At 45.0% G+C, this 19,818-nt stretch carries 21 protein-coding genes; 2 read left to right on the plus strand and 19 right to left on the minus strand.

Features of this window, described 5'->3' with window-relative positions; genetic code table 11:
- Positions 1-3: 3 nt before the first annotated feature.
- From QZV24_RS04035 to QZV24_RS04065, 7 genes are all read right to left on the minus strand, one after another.
- Positions 4-453 carry a Fur family transcriptional regulator gene (locus QZV24_RS04035; protein ID WP_294520471.1) on the minus strand — a complete coding sequence of 150 codons (450 nt, stop codon included), beginning with the start codon at positions 451-453 and terminating at the stop codon, positions 4-6.
- A gap of 121 nt (positions 454-574) precedes the next feature.
- The gene (gene cobO / locus QZV24_RS04040) at positions 575-1,111 is read right to left on the minus strand and encodes a cob(I)yrinic acid a,c-diamide adenosyltransferase (protein WP_294520474.1); all 537 of its coding nucleotides are present in this window, start codon (positions 1,109-1,111) and stop codon (positions 575-577) included.
- On the minus strand, positions 1,090-2,451 hold the full coding sequence (locus QZV24_RS04045; protein ID WP_294520477.1) for an MATE family efflux transporter: 1,362 nt from the start codon (positions 2,449-2,451) through the stop codon (positions 1,090-1,092). Before QZV24_RS04045 ends, cobO begins: the two co-directional genes overlap by 22 nt.
- A 2-nt stretch (positions 2,452-2,453) precedes the next feature.
- The gene (locus tag QZV24_RS04050) at positions 2,454-5,579 is read right to left on the minus strand and encodes a DNA translocase FtsK (protein ID WP_294520480.1); all 3,126 of its coding nucleotides are present in this window, start codon (positions 5,577-5,579) and stop codon (positions 2,454-2,456) included.
- A 175-nt stretch (positions 5,580-5,754) separates the two neighbouring features.
- Positions 5,755-6,336, minus strand: a complete 582-nt coding sequence (locus QZV24_RS04055) for a ribonuclease H family protein (protein WP_294520483.1) — start codon at positions 6,334-6,336, stop codon at positions 5,755-5,757.
- Entirely contained in the window at positions 6,336-7,583 is a 1,248-nt protein-coding gene (locus QZV24_RS04060) for an amidohydrolase (protein ID WP_294520517.1), read from the minus strand. Before QZV24_RS04060 ends, QZV24_RS04055 begins: the two co-directional genes overlap by 1 nt.
- Before the next feature lie 81 nt (positions 7,584-7,664).
- Entirely contained in the window at positions 7,665-8,291 is a 627-nt protein-coding gene (locus QZV24_RS04065; protein WP_294520486.1) for a M15 family metallopeptidase, read from the minus strand.
- Between the two features lie 364 nt (positions 8,292-8,655).
- Here QZV24_RS04065 and QZV24_RS04070 point away from each other — a divergent pair, with 364 nt between their 5' ends.
- Positions 8,656-10,236 (plus strand): ABC transporter substrate-binding protein, encoded by a 1,581-nt coding sequence (locus tag QZV24_RS04070; protein WP_294520489.1) that lies wholly within the window; start codon positions 8,656-8,658, stop codon positions 10,234-10,236.
- The gene (locus QZV24_RS04075; RefSeq protein WP_294520492.1) at positions 10,236-11,363 is read left to right on the plus strand and encodes an amidohydrolase; all 1,128 of its coding nucleotides are present in this window, start codon (positions 10,236-10,238) and stop codon (positions 11,361-11,363) included. Before QZV24_RS04070 ends, QZV24_RS04075 begins: the two co-directional genes overlap by 1 nt.
- A gap of 31 nt (positions 11,364-11,394) precedes the next feature.
- On the opposite strand, the gene fliD is transcribed toward QZV24_RS04075, so the two are convergent.
- The 12 genes from fliD to QZV24_RS04135 form a co-directional block, all read right to left on the minus strand.
- Positions 11,395-12,264: a flagellar filament capping protein FliD gene (gene fliD / locus QZV24_RS04080; protein WP_294520495.1), complete on the minus strand. Its 870-nt coding sequence runs from the start codon at positions 12,262-12,264 to the stop codon at positions 11,395-11,397.
- Between the two features lie 247 nt (positions 12,265-12,511).
- Positions 12,512-12,775: a GIY-YIG nuclease family protein gene (locus QZV24_RS04085; protein WP_363137874.1), complete on the minus strand. Its 264-nt coding sequence runs from the start codon at positions 12,773-12,775 to the stop codon at positions 12,512-12,514.
- Positions 12,775-13,305 carry a peptidylprolyl isomerase gene (locus QZV24_RS04090; RefSeq protein ID WP_294520521.1) on the minus strand — a complete coding sequence of 177 codons (531 nt, stop codon included), beginning with the start codon at positions 13,303-13,305 and terminating at the stop codon, positions 12,775-12,777. The genes QZV24_RS04085 and QZV24_RS04090 overlap by 1 nt, the downstream gene beginning before the upstream one ends.
- A 62-nt stretch (positions 13,306-13,367) precedes the next feature.
- Positions 13,368-14,201: a D-alanyl-D-alanine carboxypeptidase family protein gene (locus tag QZV24_RS04095; RefSeq protein ID WP_294520498.1), complete on the minus strand. Its 834-nt coding sequence runs from the start codon at positions 14,199-14,201 to the stop codon at positions 13,368-13,370.
- Positions 14,202-14,233: 32 nt separating this feature from the next.
- Entirely contained in the window at positions 14,234-14,800 is a 567-nt protein-coding gene (locus QZV24_RS04100) for a hypothetical protein (protein WP_294520501.1), read from the minus strand.
- 10 nt (positions 14,801-14,810) lie between these two features.
- Positions 14,811-15,728, minus strand: a complete 918-nt coding sequence (locus QZV24_RS04105) for a hypothetical protein (protein WP_294520505.1) — start codon at positions 15,726-15,728, stop codon at positions 14,811-14,813.
- A 133-nt stretch (positions 15,729-15,861) separates the two neighbouring features.
- The gene (locus QZV24_RS04110) at positions 15,862-16,272 is read right to left on the minus strand and encodes an amino acid-binding protein (protein WP_290656566.1); all 411 of its coding nucleotides are present in this window, start codon (positions 16,270-16,272) and stop codon (positions 15,862-15,864) included.
- Between the two features lie 130 nt (positions 16,273-16,402).
- Positions 16,403-16,786: a P-II family nitrogen regulator gene (locus tag QZV24_RS04115; protein ID WP_290656594.1), complete on the minus strand. Its 384-nt coding sequence runs from the start codon at positions 16,784-16,786 to the stop codon at positions 16,403-16,405.
- On the minus strand, positions 16,786-18,093 hold the full coding sequence (locus tag QZV24_RS04120; protein ID WP_294520508.1) for an ammonium transporter: 1,308 nt from the start codon (positions 18,091-18,093) through the stop codon (positions 16,786-16,788). Before QZV24_RS04120 ends, QZV24_RS04115 begins: the two co-directional genes overlap by 1 nt.
- Before the next feature lie 261 nt (positions 18,094-18,354).
- Positions 18,355-18,861 (minus strand): type 1 glutamine amidotransferase domain-containing protein, encoded by a 507-nt coding sequence (locus QZV24_RS04125; RefSeq protein ID WP_294520511.1) that lies wholly within the window; start codon positions 18,859-18,861, stop codon positions 18,355-18,357.
- Between the two features lie 23 nt (positions 18,862-18,884).
- The gene (locus QZV24_RS04130; protein ID WP_294520514.1) at positions 18,885-19,508 is read right to left on the minus strand and encodes an MBL fold metallo-hydrolase; all 624 of its coding nucleotides are present in this window, start codon (positions 19,506-19,508) and stop codon (positions 18,885-18,887) included.
- A 10-nt stretch (positions 19,509-19,518) separates the two neighbouring features.
- Positions 19,519-19,818: ACT domain-containing protein (locus QZV24_RS04135; RefSeq protein ID WP_363137878.1), on the minus strand; the 300-nt coding region annotated here is incomplete at its 5' end.

Here is a 19,818-nt window from a genome sequence, read left to right on the forward strand (position 1 = left end):
ACCTTATTGGCACTCCTGACAATATCCGTAAAAGATTACCTGGTGATCAATAATTTTAAAATTGCACTCCGTGGCAATCTTTTCCTCAAGCTCCTCCAGCATATCTTCGGAAAATTCAATAACCTTATCACATTTCTTGCAAATCAGGTGATGATGCTGATGAGTATTTGGCTCAAAATGCTTTAGCTCATACCGGGCCCGTTTCTCACCAAATTCCATCTTCTGCAAAATCCCCATTTCTGGACTGCACATCAATTCAAGAGTACGATACACCGTTGCAAGACCAATATCATACCCCTTATCCCGAAGAATACGATGTACCTCCTCAGCACTAAGGTGTTCGCCACCACGGTTGAGAAAAACCTCCAATACATCCTGTCGTTGATGAGTAAGCTTATATTTACTGTTTTGGAGTCTTTTTTTCAATTCTTCGACGCTAAATCCAGCCTGCATATGCCTATCCTCCGTATACCTTAATAATAATTGCATTACTCTCCTAGTATACATCCAATTATTGTATTATACATTAGTTGTATAATTTTTTCCATTAAAAAATAGAAAATGCTCTCCCATTTCAAAACTCAATTCCCAGTTGAGCCTTTACTCCTTTTTGATAAGGATGCTTTAGCAAAGTCATTTCCGTAACCAAATCAGCCATATCAATGATTTCCGTTGGAGCCTCCCGTCCTGTCAATACCACATGCATATCCTTGGGCCGGTGGCTCAGCAGTTCCTTTACCTCATCTACTGTAATAAGACCAAACTTAACTGCATAATTTATTTCATCCAAAATTATCAAATCATAATTGCGGCTTTCCATGGCTCTAACCGCTTCATTTAATGCCTCCCTGGAAGCAGCTATGTGCTCGGTCTTGTCCGTAATATTGCGTTGAAAGCCTTTGCCCAGCCGTCGCAATTCTATACGGCCATCCAATTCGTTCAGCCTTTTTATGGTTTCAATCTCACCATATTTCCACTGACCTTTGATGAACTGCAAAATCAAAACCCGAAGGCCATCGCCCCAGGCCCGCATGGCCAGTCCCAGGGCTGCCGTGGTTTTCCCCTTGCCATTTCCTGTATGCACAATGATTAAGCCATTCTTTTCTTCCATATTTTTTTCTCCACCCGATTAAACACATTGATATACAGGCCAATTATCACAAACACGGTGGCCAGCCAGCTGATAGGATAAACCGCCATCAGCACCTCAAAGGTCGGATATTCGGCAAAAATCGAATAAACATAAAAAACCCGGAACACGCAGACACCTAGCATGCAGGCAATAGCCGGCACAAGGGAATAGCCCACCCCCCGCATGGCACCGCTAAGGGTTTCAATGAATATATTGATAATCTCAAAGGATAAAATATATCGGATACGGATAACAGCGTATTCTACCACCTCCGGATCAGCGGTAAAGATTTCCGCCAAGGGATAGGCAAAAACAGCAAAGGCAATACATACAGACCAGCTTATCAATGTACTAAGCCCCAAGGTAACCTTGATAACCCGCCGACAACGGGCAATGTTTTTTGCACCGTAGTTCTGCCCCACAAAGGTAGTAGCCGCCTGAGAAAAGGCCTGCAAAATAAAGCAGCCGGCAAATTCAAAATTAAGAGCTACAGCTGTGGCCGCCACCACCTCGGCCCCCAAATTATTCAACGCCACCTGAATAACAACATTGGAAAAAGAAAATACCATTCCCTGGAAACCGGTGGGCAGGCCAACCTTACAAATATGAATGAGAATTGATTTATCCACCGACAGCTTATCAAAACGCAGCTGCATCGGCCCCTTCTCCTGATGAAGCCAATAAACCATCAGACCGGCACTGACACAGCTGGCCATAACAGTCGCTATTGCTACGCCTTCCACCGCCATTCCCAGCTGAGTAACAAAGAACAGGTTCAACAGAACATTTACTGTACCGGCACAAAGCATCGCATACAGTGGTCGCTTGGTATCCCCCTTGCTTCTGAGAAGTGAGGCGCCAAAGTTATATACCAGCATAATTGGCACGCCGCCCATCAGAATGCGCAGATATAATACCGCACCATCCATTATATGCTCCGGTGTATCCACCAGCTCCAAAATATCCCTGGCAAAGTACACACCGAACAAGGCCAATATAGCACCACTGGCCAACGCTAAAACAATCGATGTGTGAACGGTCTTTTTGATTCGAAGGTAATCCTTGGAACCGATACGCATTGCGCACACAACATTGGCACCGATGGACAGGCCAATAACCAGATTGAGCATCAAATTGATGACAGTGGCATTGGCCCCTACCGCCGCCAGAGCTTCCTTACCGACAAATTGACCTACTACAGCTACATCTGTTGCATTGAACAGCTGCTGCATTATACTGGTAACGGCTAAGGGAATAGCAAATTTTAAAATCTTATCCCAAATGCTGCCCTCCAGCATATTTATACTAGCTAAAGCCAAATCTATTTCTCTTCTTTCAAATATTCTTCCAATTTATCCATTATCTCAAAGGCCTGGTCTTCTGTAACAAGGATTTCCCGTGGCTTGCTGCCCTGCGGCGGACCAACGATTTTAAGCTGCTCCATGGTATCCAGTAACCTTCCGGCTCTGGTATAACCTATATGATACCGGCGCTGGAAGCTGGACGCAGATGCATTGCCGGTCTGCATAACCAGCTCCACGGCCTGGCGCAACAGTTCATCCACATTACTCTTGTTCTTGACAGCATCGGCACCATCCTCCGACTCGCTGTCCGCCCTATTGGTAAAATCAATGATTTCCTGATTGATTTCGCATTTATGGCCCTGTTGCTTAATACTTTCCACCAGGCGTTCCACTTCCACATCACTGACAAAGGCTCCCTGTACCCGGACGGACTTTGGTTCTGTCTGCGGTTTAAACAGCATATCGCCCTTGCCAAGCAGCTTCTCTGCCCCGGCCGAATCCAAAATTGTCCGGGAGTCAATCTGAGAAGTGACGGCAAAGGAAATTCTGGACGGAATATTGGCCTTAATAACGCCGGTAATAACATTGACCGATGGACGCTGGGTAGCCAATACCAGATAGATACCGGCCGCCCGGGCTTTCTGGGCCAGACGGCAAATCGCATCCTCCACATCGTGAGGGGCCACCATCATCAAATCCGCCAACTCGTCAATAATAATAACAACTGACGGCAGCTGCTTGGCCTTGTCGTCTGCATAGTACTGATTATAGGTTTCAACATTTCTGACGCCGGCTTCGGCAATCAGACCATACCGCTTCTCCATTTCCTGAACCGACCAGTTTAAAACAGCAGCTGCTTTTCGGGAATCAGTAACAACCGGTACCATAAGATGAGGAATATCATTGTAAACCGACAGCTCCACCATCTTCGGGTCAATCATTATGAATTTGACCTCATCAGGTTTGGCTTTAAACAAAATACTGGTAACAATTGTGTTGATACACACGGATTTACCGGAACCTGTAGCACCAGCAACCAGCAAATGTGGCATATCAGCCAAATTGGCAAAAATCGCCTTGCCACTGATGTCCTTGCCAAACCCTACTGTCAGATTTGATTTGGCCTCCTTAAAGGCAGGATTTTCCAAAACCTCCCGCAGCTGAACACTTTCCAGCTTACGGTTCGGCACCTCAATACCAATAGTAGACCGATTTGGAATTTGTTCTATCCGCACCGAAGATGCAGCCATACTAAGGGCAATGTCATCAGCCAAACCGGTAAGTTTGTTTACCTTGACCCCTGGGGCCAGCTTCACCTCATAGCGGGTTACGGCCGGACCGTGACAGGCACTTAAAATAGAGGCATTAACCTTAAAATCCTTCAGTGTTTGGGCCAAAACCTTGGCCTTATCCGAAATTTCCTGCTCCAGCTCTTCATCTTTTTCCTTATTTTTCTTATCCAAAATAAGATTTACATCCGGCACTTCGTACGGTGGCAACGGCTTCTGCTCTTCCTCAGACGATGACTGGGACAGCTCCGCTGCCATAGCCAGTTTATCCACCGGGGCCTCCCTTGGGGCTTCCACCGGACTATCTGCCTCAACAGAATCATCTATTTCATCCTCCGGCAAGCTCTTGGCAAAGGATGATTCCCCTTCATTATCGGAACTGAATTCAATGGCAAAGCCCGTCTCTGCTTCAGCAGCATTTTCTTCCAGTTCTTCCATTTCATTCGAATTATTTATGGTCAGATTATGATAATCCTTATCGTTATCTGCTTCCTCCAGCAATTCATCGATGGAATTTACCACCATTGGTCCTTCATCTTCCGGTTCAGCTTCCTCCGACTGTTCATCCACATCAGCAAAGGAACCGTCCTCGATTGTTGCATTGGCGAAATCAAAGGTCTGCTCATCCAGCTCACTGGTCTGGCCTTCATTGCTTTTTTCCCCATCAACAGGCGTATTATTGTCCGGAGATGATATGAACCCACCATTTTCAGCAGTCAGGCTCATCACTTCGGCCAATTCCTCCTCCGACAAAGGCTCGTCATCGTTGCCCTTTAAGCGCCAATTGTCAAAGGTGCCTTCCGGTATTTTATTTTCCTTTACATTAACAAAATTGGTAGTGTCCAGTTTTTCCAGATTTTTATTGAGGTTACCAGCTGCCTTCTTGGCAAACTGACTTATATACTCCCCGTCACCGTTTCCGATTGGCTCCACATAGCCGTCCATATCCGGTCCATCAAAGGACTTCTTTTCACCTACAGGCTCCGGTGCCTGCCAGGACGGGGCATCTGTACTGCCATCCAGCTTGATTATCGGCTCAATCTCACCTTGATCCATGCCTGGTTCAACCCGTTTGTCTGTACTGTCCATCACCGGCCCGTCATCAATAAAGGAATCATCTCTGGTCTGGTCATAAAAGGATTTTTTATTCTTTAGCTTCTGTACCTGTTCCCCAACCTGATTCTGCACCTTGGCACCAACATTTTTTGCCCCATCATATACAACTTCAGCCACATCCTTAGCTACACCAGCCCCCATTTCCGAGGCTTCCTTGGTATACAGAATGCCTGTTGCCAAGGACCATGGGGTAGCCAGCAATACAGAGCCAATAATGGCGGCAGCAAAACAAATGGTAGTTCCGGTGCTGCCAAGAGGCTTATGAAACAGCCAAGCCATCACTCCCCCAATCAGTCCGCCACCATTGGCCAAACTGTCCGGCATTATTTCCTTTCCCACCGGAATGAGGATATGATGATACATGGCCAAAATGGAAATCAGCAACAGCAAAACCCCAATGGAGGTTTTGTTGATACCAATTTTTTTATGCTGCATAATGTAATATCCACCACAAACAACGAACAGCAACGAGACCACTGCCGCCCCAATGCCAAAGAAATATTTCAGGCACTTGGCAAAAAACAGTCCCATATAGCCTACATTAAGCCCCAGCAAACCACAAATGGAAATCAAACCAATGGCCACAAAAACAATGCCGATAATTTCTGATTTACGGGTGGATGGTGTTTCTGGTATTTCAGTCTTATTTTTCTTTGTCTCTACCTTGTTTTTGGTTTTAATATGTTTATTACGCTTCCCTTTATCCTTGGAAGTTTTTTTTGTTATTTTTTTCTGCAAGATTTTCACCTCATTAAATAAAACACTGCATATTATTATATCGCAGTTGTTCATATTTTTCCATTTCCATAAAAAAATACACCGAACCCCATTTAAACGAGTATAAATCTTTAACCTCGTTGTAATCAACTAAAAAAGACTTGAGAATACCTCAAGTCTTTTCACATATTATTTGTCAAATATCCAGTGCAGCCTTGGCCAACTTGTCCGCCAGCTCATTTCCGGCCACTCCGGTATGACCGGCCACCTTCACAAAGGAAAACCGCTCTTTTCGCTGCTGCATAAACCGGGCATATTCCGTAGTCAAAGGAGTATTGGTCTTCCAATGCCCCAAAGCCCACTCAGAGAGGCCAACATAATCGTGGCAAATAATTATTTTGTCTACGCCGTTGGCTTCAGCCCAAAGCACCGCCTGTTTTGCGCCTTCGATTTCGCCGGCCACATTGTGCAGCTTGGCCGCTTCCTCGGAAGTACCTTTGCCCTTGTCCTGAACTACCAACTGACCGTCCTTATATATTGCCATTCCCCAACTGTATTCGCCGTTGAAGTAGGACCCATCTACATAGGCTACCACTCCGTCCACCGGCAACACCGTTGTTTCTTCCCCGGACATATACGCCTCGGCTTCTTCCTTGGTAACAAACCCTTTAAATTTAGCTCCCTTATAGCCGACAGTCTGTTTCTGGCAATCAGCCCAGGTAGTATAAATCCCTGGCTGACGCCCCTGCTTTACTGCATAAAACTTCTTCTGTGCCATTATCGGTTCACCAAATCCATAGCCACAGCCTGTGCTTCATGTAGAATTCTTTCTTCATCCAAGGTGAGCACCTCACCCTTCTCCATAACTATCTTGCCATTACAAAGAACTGTATCCACAGAAGTGGAATTGGCTGAATAAACCAACAGAGAAACCAAATCATGGCGTGGACACCATTCGGTCCGATTCATATCGTAGAGAACGATATCCGCCTTATAGCCAGGCTCCAGCTTGCCTACCTTATCCAGAAGCAACGCCTTGGCACCATTTTCCGTCCCAAGCTTCAAGGCTTCCTTGGCTGGAACAGCCAATGGATCCAGCTCATTCACCTTGTGGAGCATCGCTGCCAATCGCACTTCCTCCAGCATGTCCAAATTGTTATTACTGGAGGCACCATCGGTACCTAATGCTACATTCACGCCCTCTTTAATCAGCCGTGGTACAGGCGATACACCACTGGCCAGTTTCATATTGGAGCCTGGATTATGAATAGCTGATATATTATGCTTCTTCATAATGGCAATATCCTCATCATCCAACCATACACAATGGGCTGCAATAGCTAGGAAATCAAACAATCCGGTATCTTCAATATACTTAAATGGCCGTTTGCCATACTGTTCCTGAATTTGCTTGATTTCCGCCTGAGTCTCACTCATATGAATGTGAATTGGAATATTATATTTTCCGGCCAATTCCCGGGCATAGGCACAAAACTCCGGTGGACAGGTATATGGGGCATGTACCCCCATCATAATAGTAATAAGCCCATCACCGGCTCCATGGTAGTTCTCATATAAATGCACATTGTCTTCCAAGATCTGCCGACCAGCCGGGAACAAACCAATGGCACCCCGGGCAATTACACCACGAATACCCGCCTGAATGGTTGCTTCAATTACACTTTCCATATGTGGCCCATACATATCCGAAAAGGCGGTAGTACCGGTTTTAATCATCTCCAGGAGAGCCAGTTCGCCGCCAACCCGAATATCCTTTTCCACCATCTTGGCCTCGGTTGGCCAAATACGGTTATTGAGCCAGTCCATCAGCTCCATATCATCACCATAGCTTCGCAGCATGGTCATAGAAGCATGGGTATGACCATTTACCAGACCAGGCACAGCAAAATGGTCCTTGCCATCTATTGTCCGGTCTGGAGCAAAATCCGCCGGAACAGCCCCAACTGCCAAAATTTCCGTATTTTCAATGGCAATGTCCGCTTCCTTGGTAGTATAATCCGGCATCAGAACCGTTGCACCCTTTATCAATATTTTGCTCAATTTTTATCCCTCCATTATTCCAGGTTGATATATAACCCTTTAATATTAAATTCTGCTTTTGTATTCCGGGTACCATTTTAAAATCTGTTCAGCCGGAATTTCAAAATGCTGGTAATCCTTTTCTTCGTCCCAGTCACCGCCCCAGTCAAAGCCATTTTCCACAAACAGCTTATAGCAAAGGTCATTCTTTTCCAGCTTGTAATCAAAATCATTATCCCGCTCCATATATGGCCTGCCAGCGGCGGGAGCAATGTAGAGTCCACTCTCAATGGTCTTTATATATGGGTTATACAGCGGGTTAATATCCACCGCAAGACCAAAACCATGCTTGGAAATCCGATCAGTATGGGCTACCAAACGATAATTGAAGCAGGAGCTGTTGTTATTCGTCATAGACAGCTCATCATCGGCGTGATACTCATCAATAAGATTGCACTTTTCAATTGGATAACCTGCATCAAAAAGCTTTTGGAAAATGTCCAGCAACCGGTCAGCAATATGATGGTTGCAAATCATTTCCCCGCTAAGGGTTTCCCCCTTGAGGTTTTTATGGAGAAAATGGATGTACCGCAATTCCGTCTCAGGCAGAATACAACCTTTGGCATAGGATTTGCCTTTTATCTGAAATGACAACTCTTGCGTAATTTCCGTCTTAAAAAAATCATTATCCATACTTATGCCCTCCCCACATTTATTTTCCATCATAAACTGGCTTACCCTTTAATAATATTTTATTCACCATTATAAGTCAATTAAAACGCTTTTACCTGTACCATTTAATGGTTTCCCTACTTTATCTTTCCAATAATATCATCCTGTTTTACTTCCATGAGCGATTATATGCCCTGATAACCAATGACTGCACATAAAAATGCCCTGACTCCGGAGATAAGACCAAGGCCGTGGCTGGGTATGTGGGTAGGTATATTTTAATATCACAATTATTTGTATTTAGTCAAAATCACCGTAGACTATGAGCGGAAGAGATATTAAAATGGAATATAGTAACTAAAACACTACAAAAAGGACTGTTTCTATGAAAAAAATAACTTCTATTACTATACTGCTTTTCTGTCTTATCTGGCTTATTACCGGCTGTGGCAATGAGCAAAAATACAATCCCGACACTACTATTTCTATGGCACTGTCCAGTGAGCCGTCTTCCCTGGACCCGGCCATGACCTACGGGTTGTCGGAAAGCACCGTTGAACTGGCCATTTTCGAAGGACTTACCCGACTCGACGAGCATAACATCCCTCAGCCAGCTTTAGCGGAACACTGGGAAATATCCCCGGATGGCCTTACCTATACCTTCTATTTAAGACATAATATACAGTGGACTGACGGTACGCCGATTACTGCCCACGATTTTGTCTATTCCTGGAACCGGATCCTCAATCCGGACACAGGCTGTGGCAACTCCTATATGCTGTTCAATATCCTTAATGCCGAAGAATACAACAGCGGTGAAGCCACTGAGGCTGAGGTGGGATTAAAGGCCCTTGATGACCATACTTTACAGGTGACCTTAAAGGAGCCGGCAGCATATTTTCTGAACCTTACGGCCTTTCATGCCTTTTATCCGGTGCCGAAGCACATCGTAGACAATGCCCCGGACACCTGGGCCAGCAACAGCAATACCATTATTGGCTGCGGTCCTTTTAAAATCATCAAATGGACTCATGCCAGCGAAATAATTCTGGAGCGGAACGAAACCTACTGGAACAGTGAAGTTGTAAAATCCGACCACATAAAAATGCCGATAAGTGAATCCCGGAGCACTCGTCTCACTATGCTGGAAAGCCATCTCACTGATTTAATAATTGACCCGCCGGCAGCGGATGAAGCCCGGCTCACCCAAATGGGCTTGTACAAAACCACCCCGATGCTGGGAACCAGTTATTATGTATTTAATGTAACCAAACCGCCTTTTGACAATGTTGATGTGCGTAAAGCCTTTGCCATGTCAATCGCCCGGCAGGATTTGATTGACAAGGTCATAAAAAATGGCAAGAAACCGGCCTATACCTTTGTGCCTCCTGGAATAACAGTTGATAATAAGGATTTTATCAGCGAAAGCGGTCATCTTATTGAAGAGGATGTACAACAGGCCCAAAAACTGCTGAAATCCTCCGGATATAACGGCGAACCGATAACCATCCTCTATAACACCAGCGAAGTAAACAAGGCAATTTCCGAGGCAATTCAGGCCATGTGGAAAACAAATCTTGGTGTGGAAGTCGAACTGACCAATCAGGAGACCAAGGTTTTCTACGACAGCCGGGAACACGGCCAATATCAGATTGCTATCGCCAACTGGGTGGCGGATTTTGCTGACCCGGTAAATTTTCTTGATGTTTTTTCTGACAAAACCAACGATGCCCAATACCACAATCCGGCCTACAACCAGCTTATGGCATTGGCTCACAAGGAAATAAATCCACATAAACGGCTGGAGTATCTTCATCAAGCTGAAAAAATGCTATTTGATGACTGCGTGATAATTCCGCTGTATTATACCAATCAGGTTTTGGTGGTCAATCCGGCCTTTAAAGATTACATCTGCTCTCCAATGGGCACCATCGACCTTATAAAGGCTTACAAGGAGAAACAATAATGTCTGATATAAAAAAAGAACTTTGCCGGCTGACAGATAAATACCAGCCACTTCTAAATGAAATTGCCGATTATATCCATCAAAACCCGGAGCTGGGCTGTGAAGAACATAAAGCTGCTGCTTTCCTGCAGAATATACTTGCTGACCATGGCTTTACCATATCAAATAAACTGGCCGGAAAATTCCCCACGGCCTTTAAGGCTACCAAAGGTGAAGGTCCCTCTCATATCGGCTTTCTGGCTGAATACGACGCCCTGCCGGAAATCGGTCACGGCTGTGGCCACAATTTAATCGCTGCAATGAGTGTAACAGCGGCTATAGTCTGTAATGAGGTATTGGGAAATGAAGCCACTATTTCCGTGTTTGGCTGCCCGGCTGAGGAAACCGTTGGCAGTAAAGTTATGCTGAGTGAACAGGGGGTATTCGATGGATTGGATGCAGCCCTTATCTGTCATCCCGGCAGTGAAACCTCCTTTGGCGGCACCTCTTATGCTACCCATCCCCTGCAAATTACCTTCATCGGTAAACCGGCCCATGTGGCAGACCCGGATTATCACGGTATAAATGCTTTGGATGCCTTAGTAGATTTCTACCAACAGCTTGAAGGTTTGGCCAAAACCTTCACTGAGCCGCATATTCTGGGGAAGATTATTACAGAAGGCGGCACCGCTCCCAATATCATCCCGGATAGGGCTGTGATGCGGGCTACCATTCGGGCCCTACGGGCAGAATACCTGGAAGATATTATGCTTCCTAAAATTAAACAGCTGGCCCAACAGGTTTCAGATGCTCACGGTACCCGATTAGAGCTATACCATTATGAACCGCTGTTTAAAAATATGCTGAATGATAAACAGCTTCAAGCCTATGCTATGGCCAATTTTCAATCACTAGGCCTGACGGATATGACTACATATCCTGACGATTATGCCGATGGCTCCACTGATGTAGGCAATGTAAGTCATATTGTACCTACTATTCAACCTGAAATAAAAATTGGCGACCAAATTGCCGCCCACACGCCGGAATTCGCCAAAGCTGCTGCCAGTGCATATGGCAAGGAAATGGCCCTAAAAGCCGTCAAGGGTCTGTGTATGACTGTGGCAGATGTAATCAAAAAGGGCTGAACCACAAGGTTCAGCCCTTTACTAATATCTATCAGAAATACATATTGAAAAAGTTTCCCATATTTGCATAGCCGTTCATCCGTAACAAGGCACTGCCGGTATATACCTGGGCTGTCTTCAGTTCTTTCCCAAACAGGGACTCAACCGATGGGAACAACTTATCCTTCTGGGAATTAGCGGTTTGAATGTGAGACTCGGTCTTGCCAGCCAAGCCATCCTGTCCCAAAATTCGTGAAACCTTGTCCGGTGAAGAAGTAATGGCATTGGTCAATCTTTCTTCATCAACAGACAGGCTGCCATCCTTGCCTACACTAATACCAATACTCTGATAATTTGAGGCCCGATACGCAGTGTCGGCAAACATTTCACTAACACGCCCCATCCGTTTGGAAATGGACGCATTATCCTTCATAAAGCTGACGGCATCATTGTAGCTACTTACAAAGTCCTTAACATTCTTTACTGCCGTCTTCAGCTCATCACTCATCTCAGTCTTTGTGCCGGTGGTAGTCTTGCCATCCTTATCAGTAGTGGTAACTTCCGATTTGGTCAAGGCATCCTTGCCAACATTAAAATTCGTGGAACGAAGATTTTTTGTCGCCTTGGACAAATCACTCATAACAGAGCTGAAATCCTCGTTAAACTCCTTGCGGGTACTCTCATAGGAACTCAATAGCTCCCTGGCCCCTTCCTTAATGCCATAAACATCGGCCGCATTAAGGCTATAAGAATTGCCACTGTTCTGGGAACCGGCATAGCTGTTCCACATATCAGAGATATTAGAGACATTATTGGTTTTGCTGGTGGCATTCCTATTGCCATACAGACCAACCCCTTGATCCTGAGCTAACTGGTAAAAACTGTATTCGTTTTTAGCCATCGATGAAATCGTCATAGCCATAACTCATTCTCCTCCCATCCGTGAAACCTCTATACATCCTGTAAAATGAAACTTATCCTGGGCTTTATTGGTGCTCTGCTCCCACCTAAGAGATGATTGCCTTAGCACCCGTTAGCACAGGTAAAATCAGTACATACGGGTGTATTTATTCCTAGCTTAGTTTACCATACCACCACTAAAGTGTCAATAAATAGTAAAAAGTTATTAACAGTTTTATTAACATATTCACAGCAAAAAGCAAGGAAGTTTACACAAAAGTGTAAACTTCCTTGCTTTTAATCAACTCATCTTTCTTCTGACGAGTCATTTGTTTTATTTCCCACTCCCGGCTCATAGCCTGGTTTTTGTCATCAAATTCTTCAACATAAACCAGCTGCACCGGCAACCGACTACGGGTATATTTGCTGGCTTTACCACTGTTATGCATCGCCAAACGATGTTCAATATCCGTAGTATAGCCCGTATAAAGGGAACCATCAGCACATTTTAAAATATAGGTATAGGCCTTCATTATTCAGCCGCTTTAATCTTGATGCTGTTAATAACCACATCATGAACCGGTCTGTCCTGGGCCCCGGTCTTCACATGACCAATCTCCCGAACTACCTCAATCCCCTTTACCACCTTGCCAAATACGGCATGATGATCGTCAAGCCACGGCGTTGGTGCCAAAGTGATAAAGAACTGAGAACCACCGGTATTAGGCCGACCGGTATTGGCCATGGAAAGAATACCCTCGCTCTCATGACGCAGCTCCGGTACAAATTCGTCCTTTATATTGTAGCCAGGACCACCCGTGCCAGTGCCGGTTGGGTCACCACTCTGAATCATAAAGCCATCAATAACCCGATGGAAAATTACTCCGTCATAATAGCCATCCTCGGCCAGCTTAATAAAATTTTCAGTAGTGATAGGGGTCTTATCCTCGGTAAGCTCAACCTCAAATACCCCCATATTGGTGTCAAAAACTGCAATACGATTAGCCACTTTGTCATTCGCTCCTTTTCCATTGTTGTTGCCTGCCATACAGCCGGTAGTCATTAGCACCATCAGCAGCATGGCAAAAATTAGAATTCTTTTCATAAGTGCCTCCTTATATATTATCAATGGCCTGACAATATATCAAAGCCATAATCCAACAATTTAGCTGCTTCGGTAAAACGGCTTTCCATACTATCTGAATGAAGCAGCACCACCATTACCTCATTATTCTTGCGTTGAGCCGCTGAAATCAGACAACCTTTGGCCGCCTTTGTCCAGCCGGTTTTTACCCCAATACATCCATCATAATCATACACGAGATCATTGGTATTTTCACAAAACAGGGTCTCACCCGGAGGGTAAACACTGTTGACATACATGCTTTGTGTTCCCACTATCCGCCTGAACAAGGGATTTTTCATGGCATAATTGGCAATCTTGAACACATCCCGGGCCGTAGTGTAGTGATCATAATCCGTCAAACCATGTGGGTTGACAAAATGGGTGCTGACTGCACCAATATCCCTGGCCTTATTGTTCATCATCCGGACAAAATTTCGCTGATTACCACCTACCGCCTCAGCCAACGCCGAAGCAGCCACATTGTCTGACAGCAACAGCATCTGGGTCAGCATATCAAACTGACGAATCACCTGCCCAGTGTACGCAAAACTGGCATACGGGGTATTGCCAGCCTCCCGGCTTACCTTGACATTCCTATCATTGTGGTTGTCCTCCAGCACTAAAATCGCAGTCATTACCTTGGTGAGACTGGCCGGATATTCCCGCTTATCAGCATTTTTTTCATATAATACATTTCCTGTTTTATTATCCACTACCATCACAGCATCTGCTGTCACCCTTGGTACAGCCATTTTTGCTTCAGCATAGGCCGATATGGTCAGCATACAAACCATGGTCATTATGGTTAACAAAACATTCAATTTAAACTTCAACACAAACCCTTCTTTATGTTTATAGTATTTGTTTATAATCCACCATAATTAAATTTTGGGGCCGGCTTCCTATCAACAGGTTCATCATCATGAATGTCCAGTATCTCCTCGGCATCCAAGGGCAAAGTAGTATAAGTCCAGCTCAGGAGATAGTATTTCTCCGTCTCCAGCTCCAAAAGCATCTTGGCCTTTTTATTGGACGGATTGGTAAAAACATAGTATATGCTTCCATCTAATTGCTTATGCTCAGCCGTGCCAAACGCATCGGTTATTCCGGCCCGGGTAGCCCCATAGGTCACACCCTTTGGCCCAACATAATGCTTGCTTTTACAGAATATCTCCACAACCTTTTTATCAGCAGCTGAAACATATATCTTCTGATCCGCCGAATAAGTATATCTTATTACCGGAACCCCCCGATGATACATCTCAGTATCAAAATCCGGTTCTCCCAGCTTTTCCTGCATCTGAGCCACGCTATCCCCCAGGGAAAGTCCCTTAAAGGAAAAATCTGCCGGACTGGCCGCAAAAGAAATTGATGTCATTACAATGAATATCAGAAAGCATACCGCACTGACTTTTTTAATGAGTTTATCCATACACATCACCTTACTTTTTTAAAGAGGTTCCCTTGTCAACCACCATATCAATCCATTCCTCATGGAAACCAGTGTCCATCAGTAATTCTTCCAGACTGGCACAGCGCCTCTGCTCCAAAAACATACCTACCCGTTCCTTTTCCACAGATTGGGTAATATAGAAATCCTGTCCAACCGTGTCATCAGCCGGAAAAGCCACTGTATATTCGTGGTACTCCTCATCGGACAGGGACATGGGCAAACTGGATGAATGGGCTACTTGCGCCTTCCAGGCCGGAGTCTGCTTTTCTAAAAGCTTTTTGGCCTCATAAATCAGTGGCTGAATGGTGTCACGATACTCCTGTAAGGCGTCCTCAATAGCCTGAGTATCCTGCAATATAACAGCACACACCAAATCTCGCAAGCTTTCATGGGTGGATAAATCAAACTGCAACAGATAGCTGGAATCCTCAATTCCGTCCAGCCATTTTTTTACAGAAGCAGTCATCAGCTTTTTCGCCTTGGCCGCCAACAGCTCATCCTGCATATGAAGCTGGTGACACAAATTGTATATATGTTGACCCGCCTCCTGGGAATTTAAAATATGCTTTTTGGCACATTTGCTGCACACCCCAATAGTATGATATGTAAACGGCTTTTCCATCAGCTCCCACTGGGCCGGAAAATCCAAATCCAGCTCATCGTAGACTTCCCGCTGGGAGGCCACTCTGCTCTTGGAAAAATAAGTGATACCATCATTATCATTCCGGAATTTAACAGTAAATTCTCCGCCACATTCCGGACAATGATACATTTTATCCACCAGCTTTACCCCAACATACATAGCATCATTGGGCTTAAAAAAGCCGTAGGGCATATCATCAATAAAAGCGTAATTATACACCTTCAAAAGGTTATCGGTTATTTTTGTCATGTCAATATCTGGCATTATTACACCTCTGTTAAAAATTTCACTCGTTTATTATACGCTTATAATCTGTAAATAACAAGGAAAGGAAAAAAGCAACAATATAAAGGGCTGGAGATCATTCCCCCAGCCCTACAGGAAGCACACTGCTATATCAAAATTTCTCGATTAAATTATATCCTTTCCCCATCAGGAAGGTAGCCGTCTCTGGTTCATTGGTCTTAAATACCACCACCGGTTTGCCGGTATCACGCTCAAAGGAAATATACAAATAAGAAATATCTATATTTGCCCCATGAATGGCGTTGAGAATATTATCCAAACAACCAGGAGTATCCTCCATGGTAATGGCAATAACCTTGTCCTCCCGGCACTGATAGCCTGCCTTGCGCAATACATCTATGGCTTTTTCCGGCTGATCAACAATAAGGCGGATGATACCAAATTCAGCACTGTCATTGGCCAACATGGTATAGATATTGATATCTGACTTGGCCAGAACATTGGTAATTTGAAAAAGCCCTCCCGTTTTATTTTCCGTGAACAAAGAAACCTGTTGTAACATATGTATACCAGACCTTTCTAACATCTTTGTTCATAATATACCAAATGCACTGGCTATAATCAAGTAAATCACCATCATTACTTAGCAAAAAACGGGTTACATCTCAATCAGCAACCCGTTTTCATAATTCTTAGCTTACGGCTTCCTTTTTCTCCCCCGGAATGTCCCGGATGGCATCATCGCCTCGCTGACCTGTACGGATACGCACCGCATCCTTCAGCTCTGTCACGAAAATCTTACCATCGCCAAACTGCCCGGTCCGAAGCACCTTTTCACATATTTCCAGCACCCTTTCCACAGGAATTTCCGAAACCACAGTTTCTACTTTTATTTTAGGAACAAGATTTATATCGTAGGCCTTGCCCCGATATACCTCTCGATGACCCTTCTGCAGGCCACAGCCGAACACTTGACTGACGGTGATTCCCAGTACACCAATCCGGTTTAGGGCCCCCAACAGCTCATCTAACTTACTGGAGCGGGTAATAATCTCAATCTTTGTCAGCATACCAATCATCCTTTCCCTGCCAGAGCATGAACTGTGTTGGCCAGCATTTCACTGGAGTCTTCAAATGATCCCAGTAATGGACTCCCCGTCAGAACACTTCTGGCATAGCCCCGTTCACCATGCTCTACAATATCCAAACCGGTGAGTTCCTCAGTTTCATCGGCCCGAACTTCCATAAAGCTGCTAACAAGTCTATAAATGATAAAGGAACCTGCAACAGCCAAAACATAAGCAACAACTATGGAAATTAACTGTGCAGTAAACAAGTGAGTTTCGCCGTAAAATAAGCCATTGGCTCCAGCCGGATTGATTTCTGTGGTAGCCCAAATACCAGTAGCTATGGCACCCCAGGTACCGCCTATACCATGTACACCGAAGGCATCCAAAGAATCATCATATCCCAGTTTTTCCTTTAAAACCGCCACCGCAAAGTAGCAAACTGCACCCCCAACCAGACCAATAATAACCGCTGGCAGCGGAGCCACATAGCCAGCCGCCGGTGTAATAGCCACCAGACCGGCAACACAACCGGAAACAGCTCCCAAGATGGTTGGCTTGCCGTTAATCTTCCATTCCACCAATACCCAGGACACTGCAGCAGCAGCCGCCGCAGCCTGAGTTACTACAAAAGCATTGGCGGCCAAAGCATTGGCCCCCAGAGCACTGCCGGCATTAAAGCCAAACCAGCCAAACCAAAGGAGGGTTGCTCCCATAACAGTCATTGGCAAATTGTGTGGTAACATTGCCGTATAATGATAACCATGCCGCTTGCCCAGCAGCAGACAAATGGTCAGACCGGATACGCCGGACAGGATATGTATAACCAGGCCACCGGCAAAATCCAAGGCCCCCAGTTCAGCCAAAAATCCGCCGCCCCATACCCAATGGGCCATCGGATTGTAAATTAAAATCGCCCAGAGCAATATAAATACCGCAAAGGCAGCAAATTTCATCCGCTCGGCAAAAGCACCGGTAATCAGTGCCGGAGTAATCACCGCAAACATACACTGAAAAGCAACAAATGCCAGCTCAGGAATAGTAGCACCTTCCAAAACCTGCATACCAATACCTGCTAGGCCAAATTTATCCATATTACCAATAAAGCCGTTCATATCACCACCAAAGGCCATGGTATAACCAATGACAATCCATTCCACGGAAATCATGGCTACAATAAAAAAGCTCTGCATAATCGTGGTCAAAACATTTTTGCTGCGGACCATACCACCATAGAAAAAAGCCAAGCCCGGTGTCATTATAAAGACCAAAGCGGCACTGATAAGCACCCAAGCCGTATCGCCGGTGTCAATCATAATAATCATCCCTTCCAAAATGCAACTAAACTCTCAACCTAATACATATAATTTCAGCAGAACCAAAAACAGCGCCCACCCGGCAATAAAAATGCCAGATGGACGCCATTGTCCAAAGAAAAATCCCCAAATACCCGGTACCTGGTATCTGGGGACTTCATTGTCCTGCTTTACAAATTATACATAAATTATAGAAAAAATAGCAAAAAATGTCAACCTGAAATTTTATGTATACATGAATACAAAAAGCTATCTTTAATTTCAGCGATTTATTACCTTTACCAGCTGATTCATATATTCCGGTATATCTGGCGGACGGCGGGCTGATACAATATTATCATCCACCACACATGGTTCATCCAGCCATATCGCTCCGGCATTGGACAAGTCATCCTTAATCCCCGGGGTACTGGTGACCTTTCGCCCCTGCAAAATACCGGCAGAAGCCAATACCCAGCCAGCGTGGCAAATCTGACCAATAAGCTTTTTGTCCGCATCCATTTCCTTGACCAGGGATAAAACCTTTGGAAATCTGCGCAGCTTATCCGGTGCCCAGCCACCTGGTACCAGAATACCATCGTAGTCTTTGGAGTTCACATCATTAAAGGACATGGCTACTTCACAGGGTACACCATACTTTCCGTGGTACAATCCTGGCTTTTCTGCCACCAAATCCACTTGAATACCGGCTTCCCGCAGCCGCATCACCGGACACCACAATTCCAGGTCCTCAAAATCATCACTGACCAGCTGCAATACCTTCTTCATTGACCTTCCTCCTCACTTATGCCTTACATATATGGATTACTTTCCCGCTCAATGCCCATATTAGTGGCCGGACCGTGGCCAGGAAACACCTTAACCATATCTTCCACCTTGGCTAGTCTGGTCTGAATGGACTTAATTATTTCCTCCAAACTGCCCTCCGGGAAATCAGTCCGCCCAATGGAACCAGCAAACAGTGTATCACCACTAAAGAGTGCTCCACCACCGTGAAGACAAATCCCCCCCCTGGTATGTCCCGGGGTACTGATAACCCGCAAACTACATTTACCAAAGGAAATACAGTCACCGTCACGAAGGATTATATCCGCAGGCTCAGTTTCAACTATCGCCCCCATAAAGGCCGACAGGTTTTTCCGCCCATCGGTAATCATATCTGCATCAGCCTCATGAACTGCCACCGGGACTGCTAAGGACTGCCGTAGCTCCTCCACGGCCCCAATATGGTCAAAGTGGCCATGTGTCAAGGCTATAAGCTTCACATCGATATCATTTTCATTTATATAGGCCAGTATCCCTTCTGTATTATCCCCCGGATCAATAATCATACCTTCGCTGGAATTATTGTCTTTTAAGATGTAGCAGTTTGTTCCCACTGGTCCAACTACCATTGTTTTTACTGAAAAATCCATAAAACCCCCATCAACCATTGCGCTTATCCGCATTGTTGGTCATAGCCCGGCTTACACTGTACACATCTTTTAACCGCCTAATTTTAGTCATTATCTGGTCAACCTGAGAGGCTGCATTAACCTCAATACCCATCATAATGACGGAAGTCTTATTATTTCGGTTAGTCCGGGCATTAACGGAGCTGACATTCATCTTCATCTCCGACGGAACGGCCAAAATACTGGTAAGTATTCCGGCAGTATCATTACAATGGATTTCAATTTCTACCGTGTAATCCTTATCCAGACCCACATCCCAGTTTACCGCAAT

The sequence above is a fragment of the uncultured Anaerovibrio sp. genome (assembly GCA_902786545.1).
GTDB lineage: Bacteria > Bacillota > Negativicutes > Selenomonadales > Selenomonadaceae > Anaerovibrio.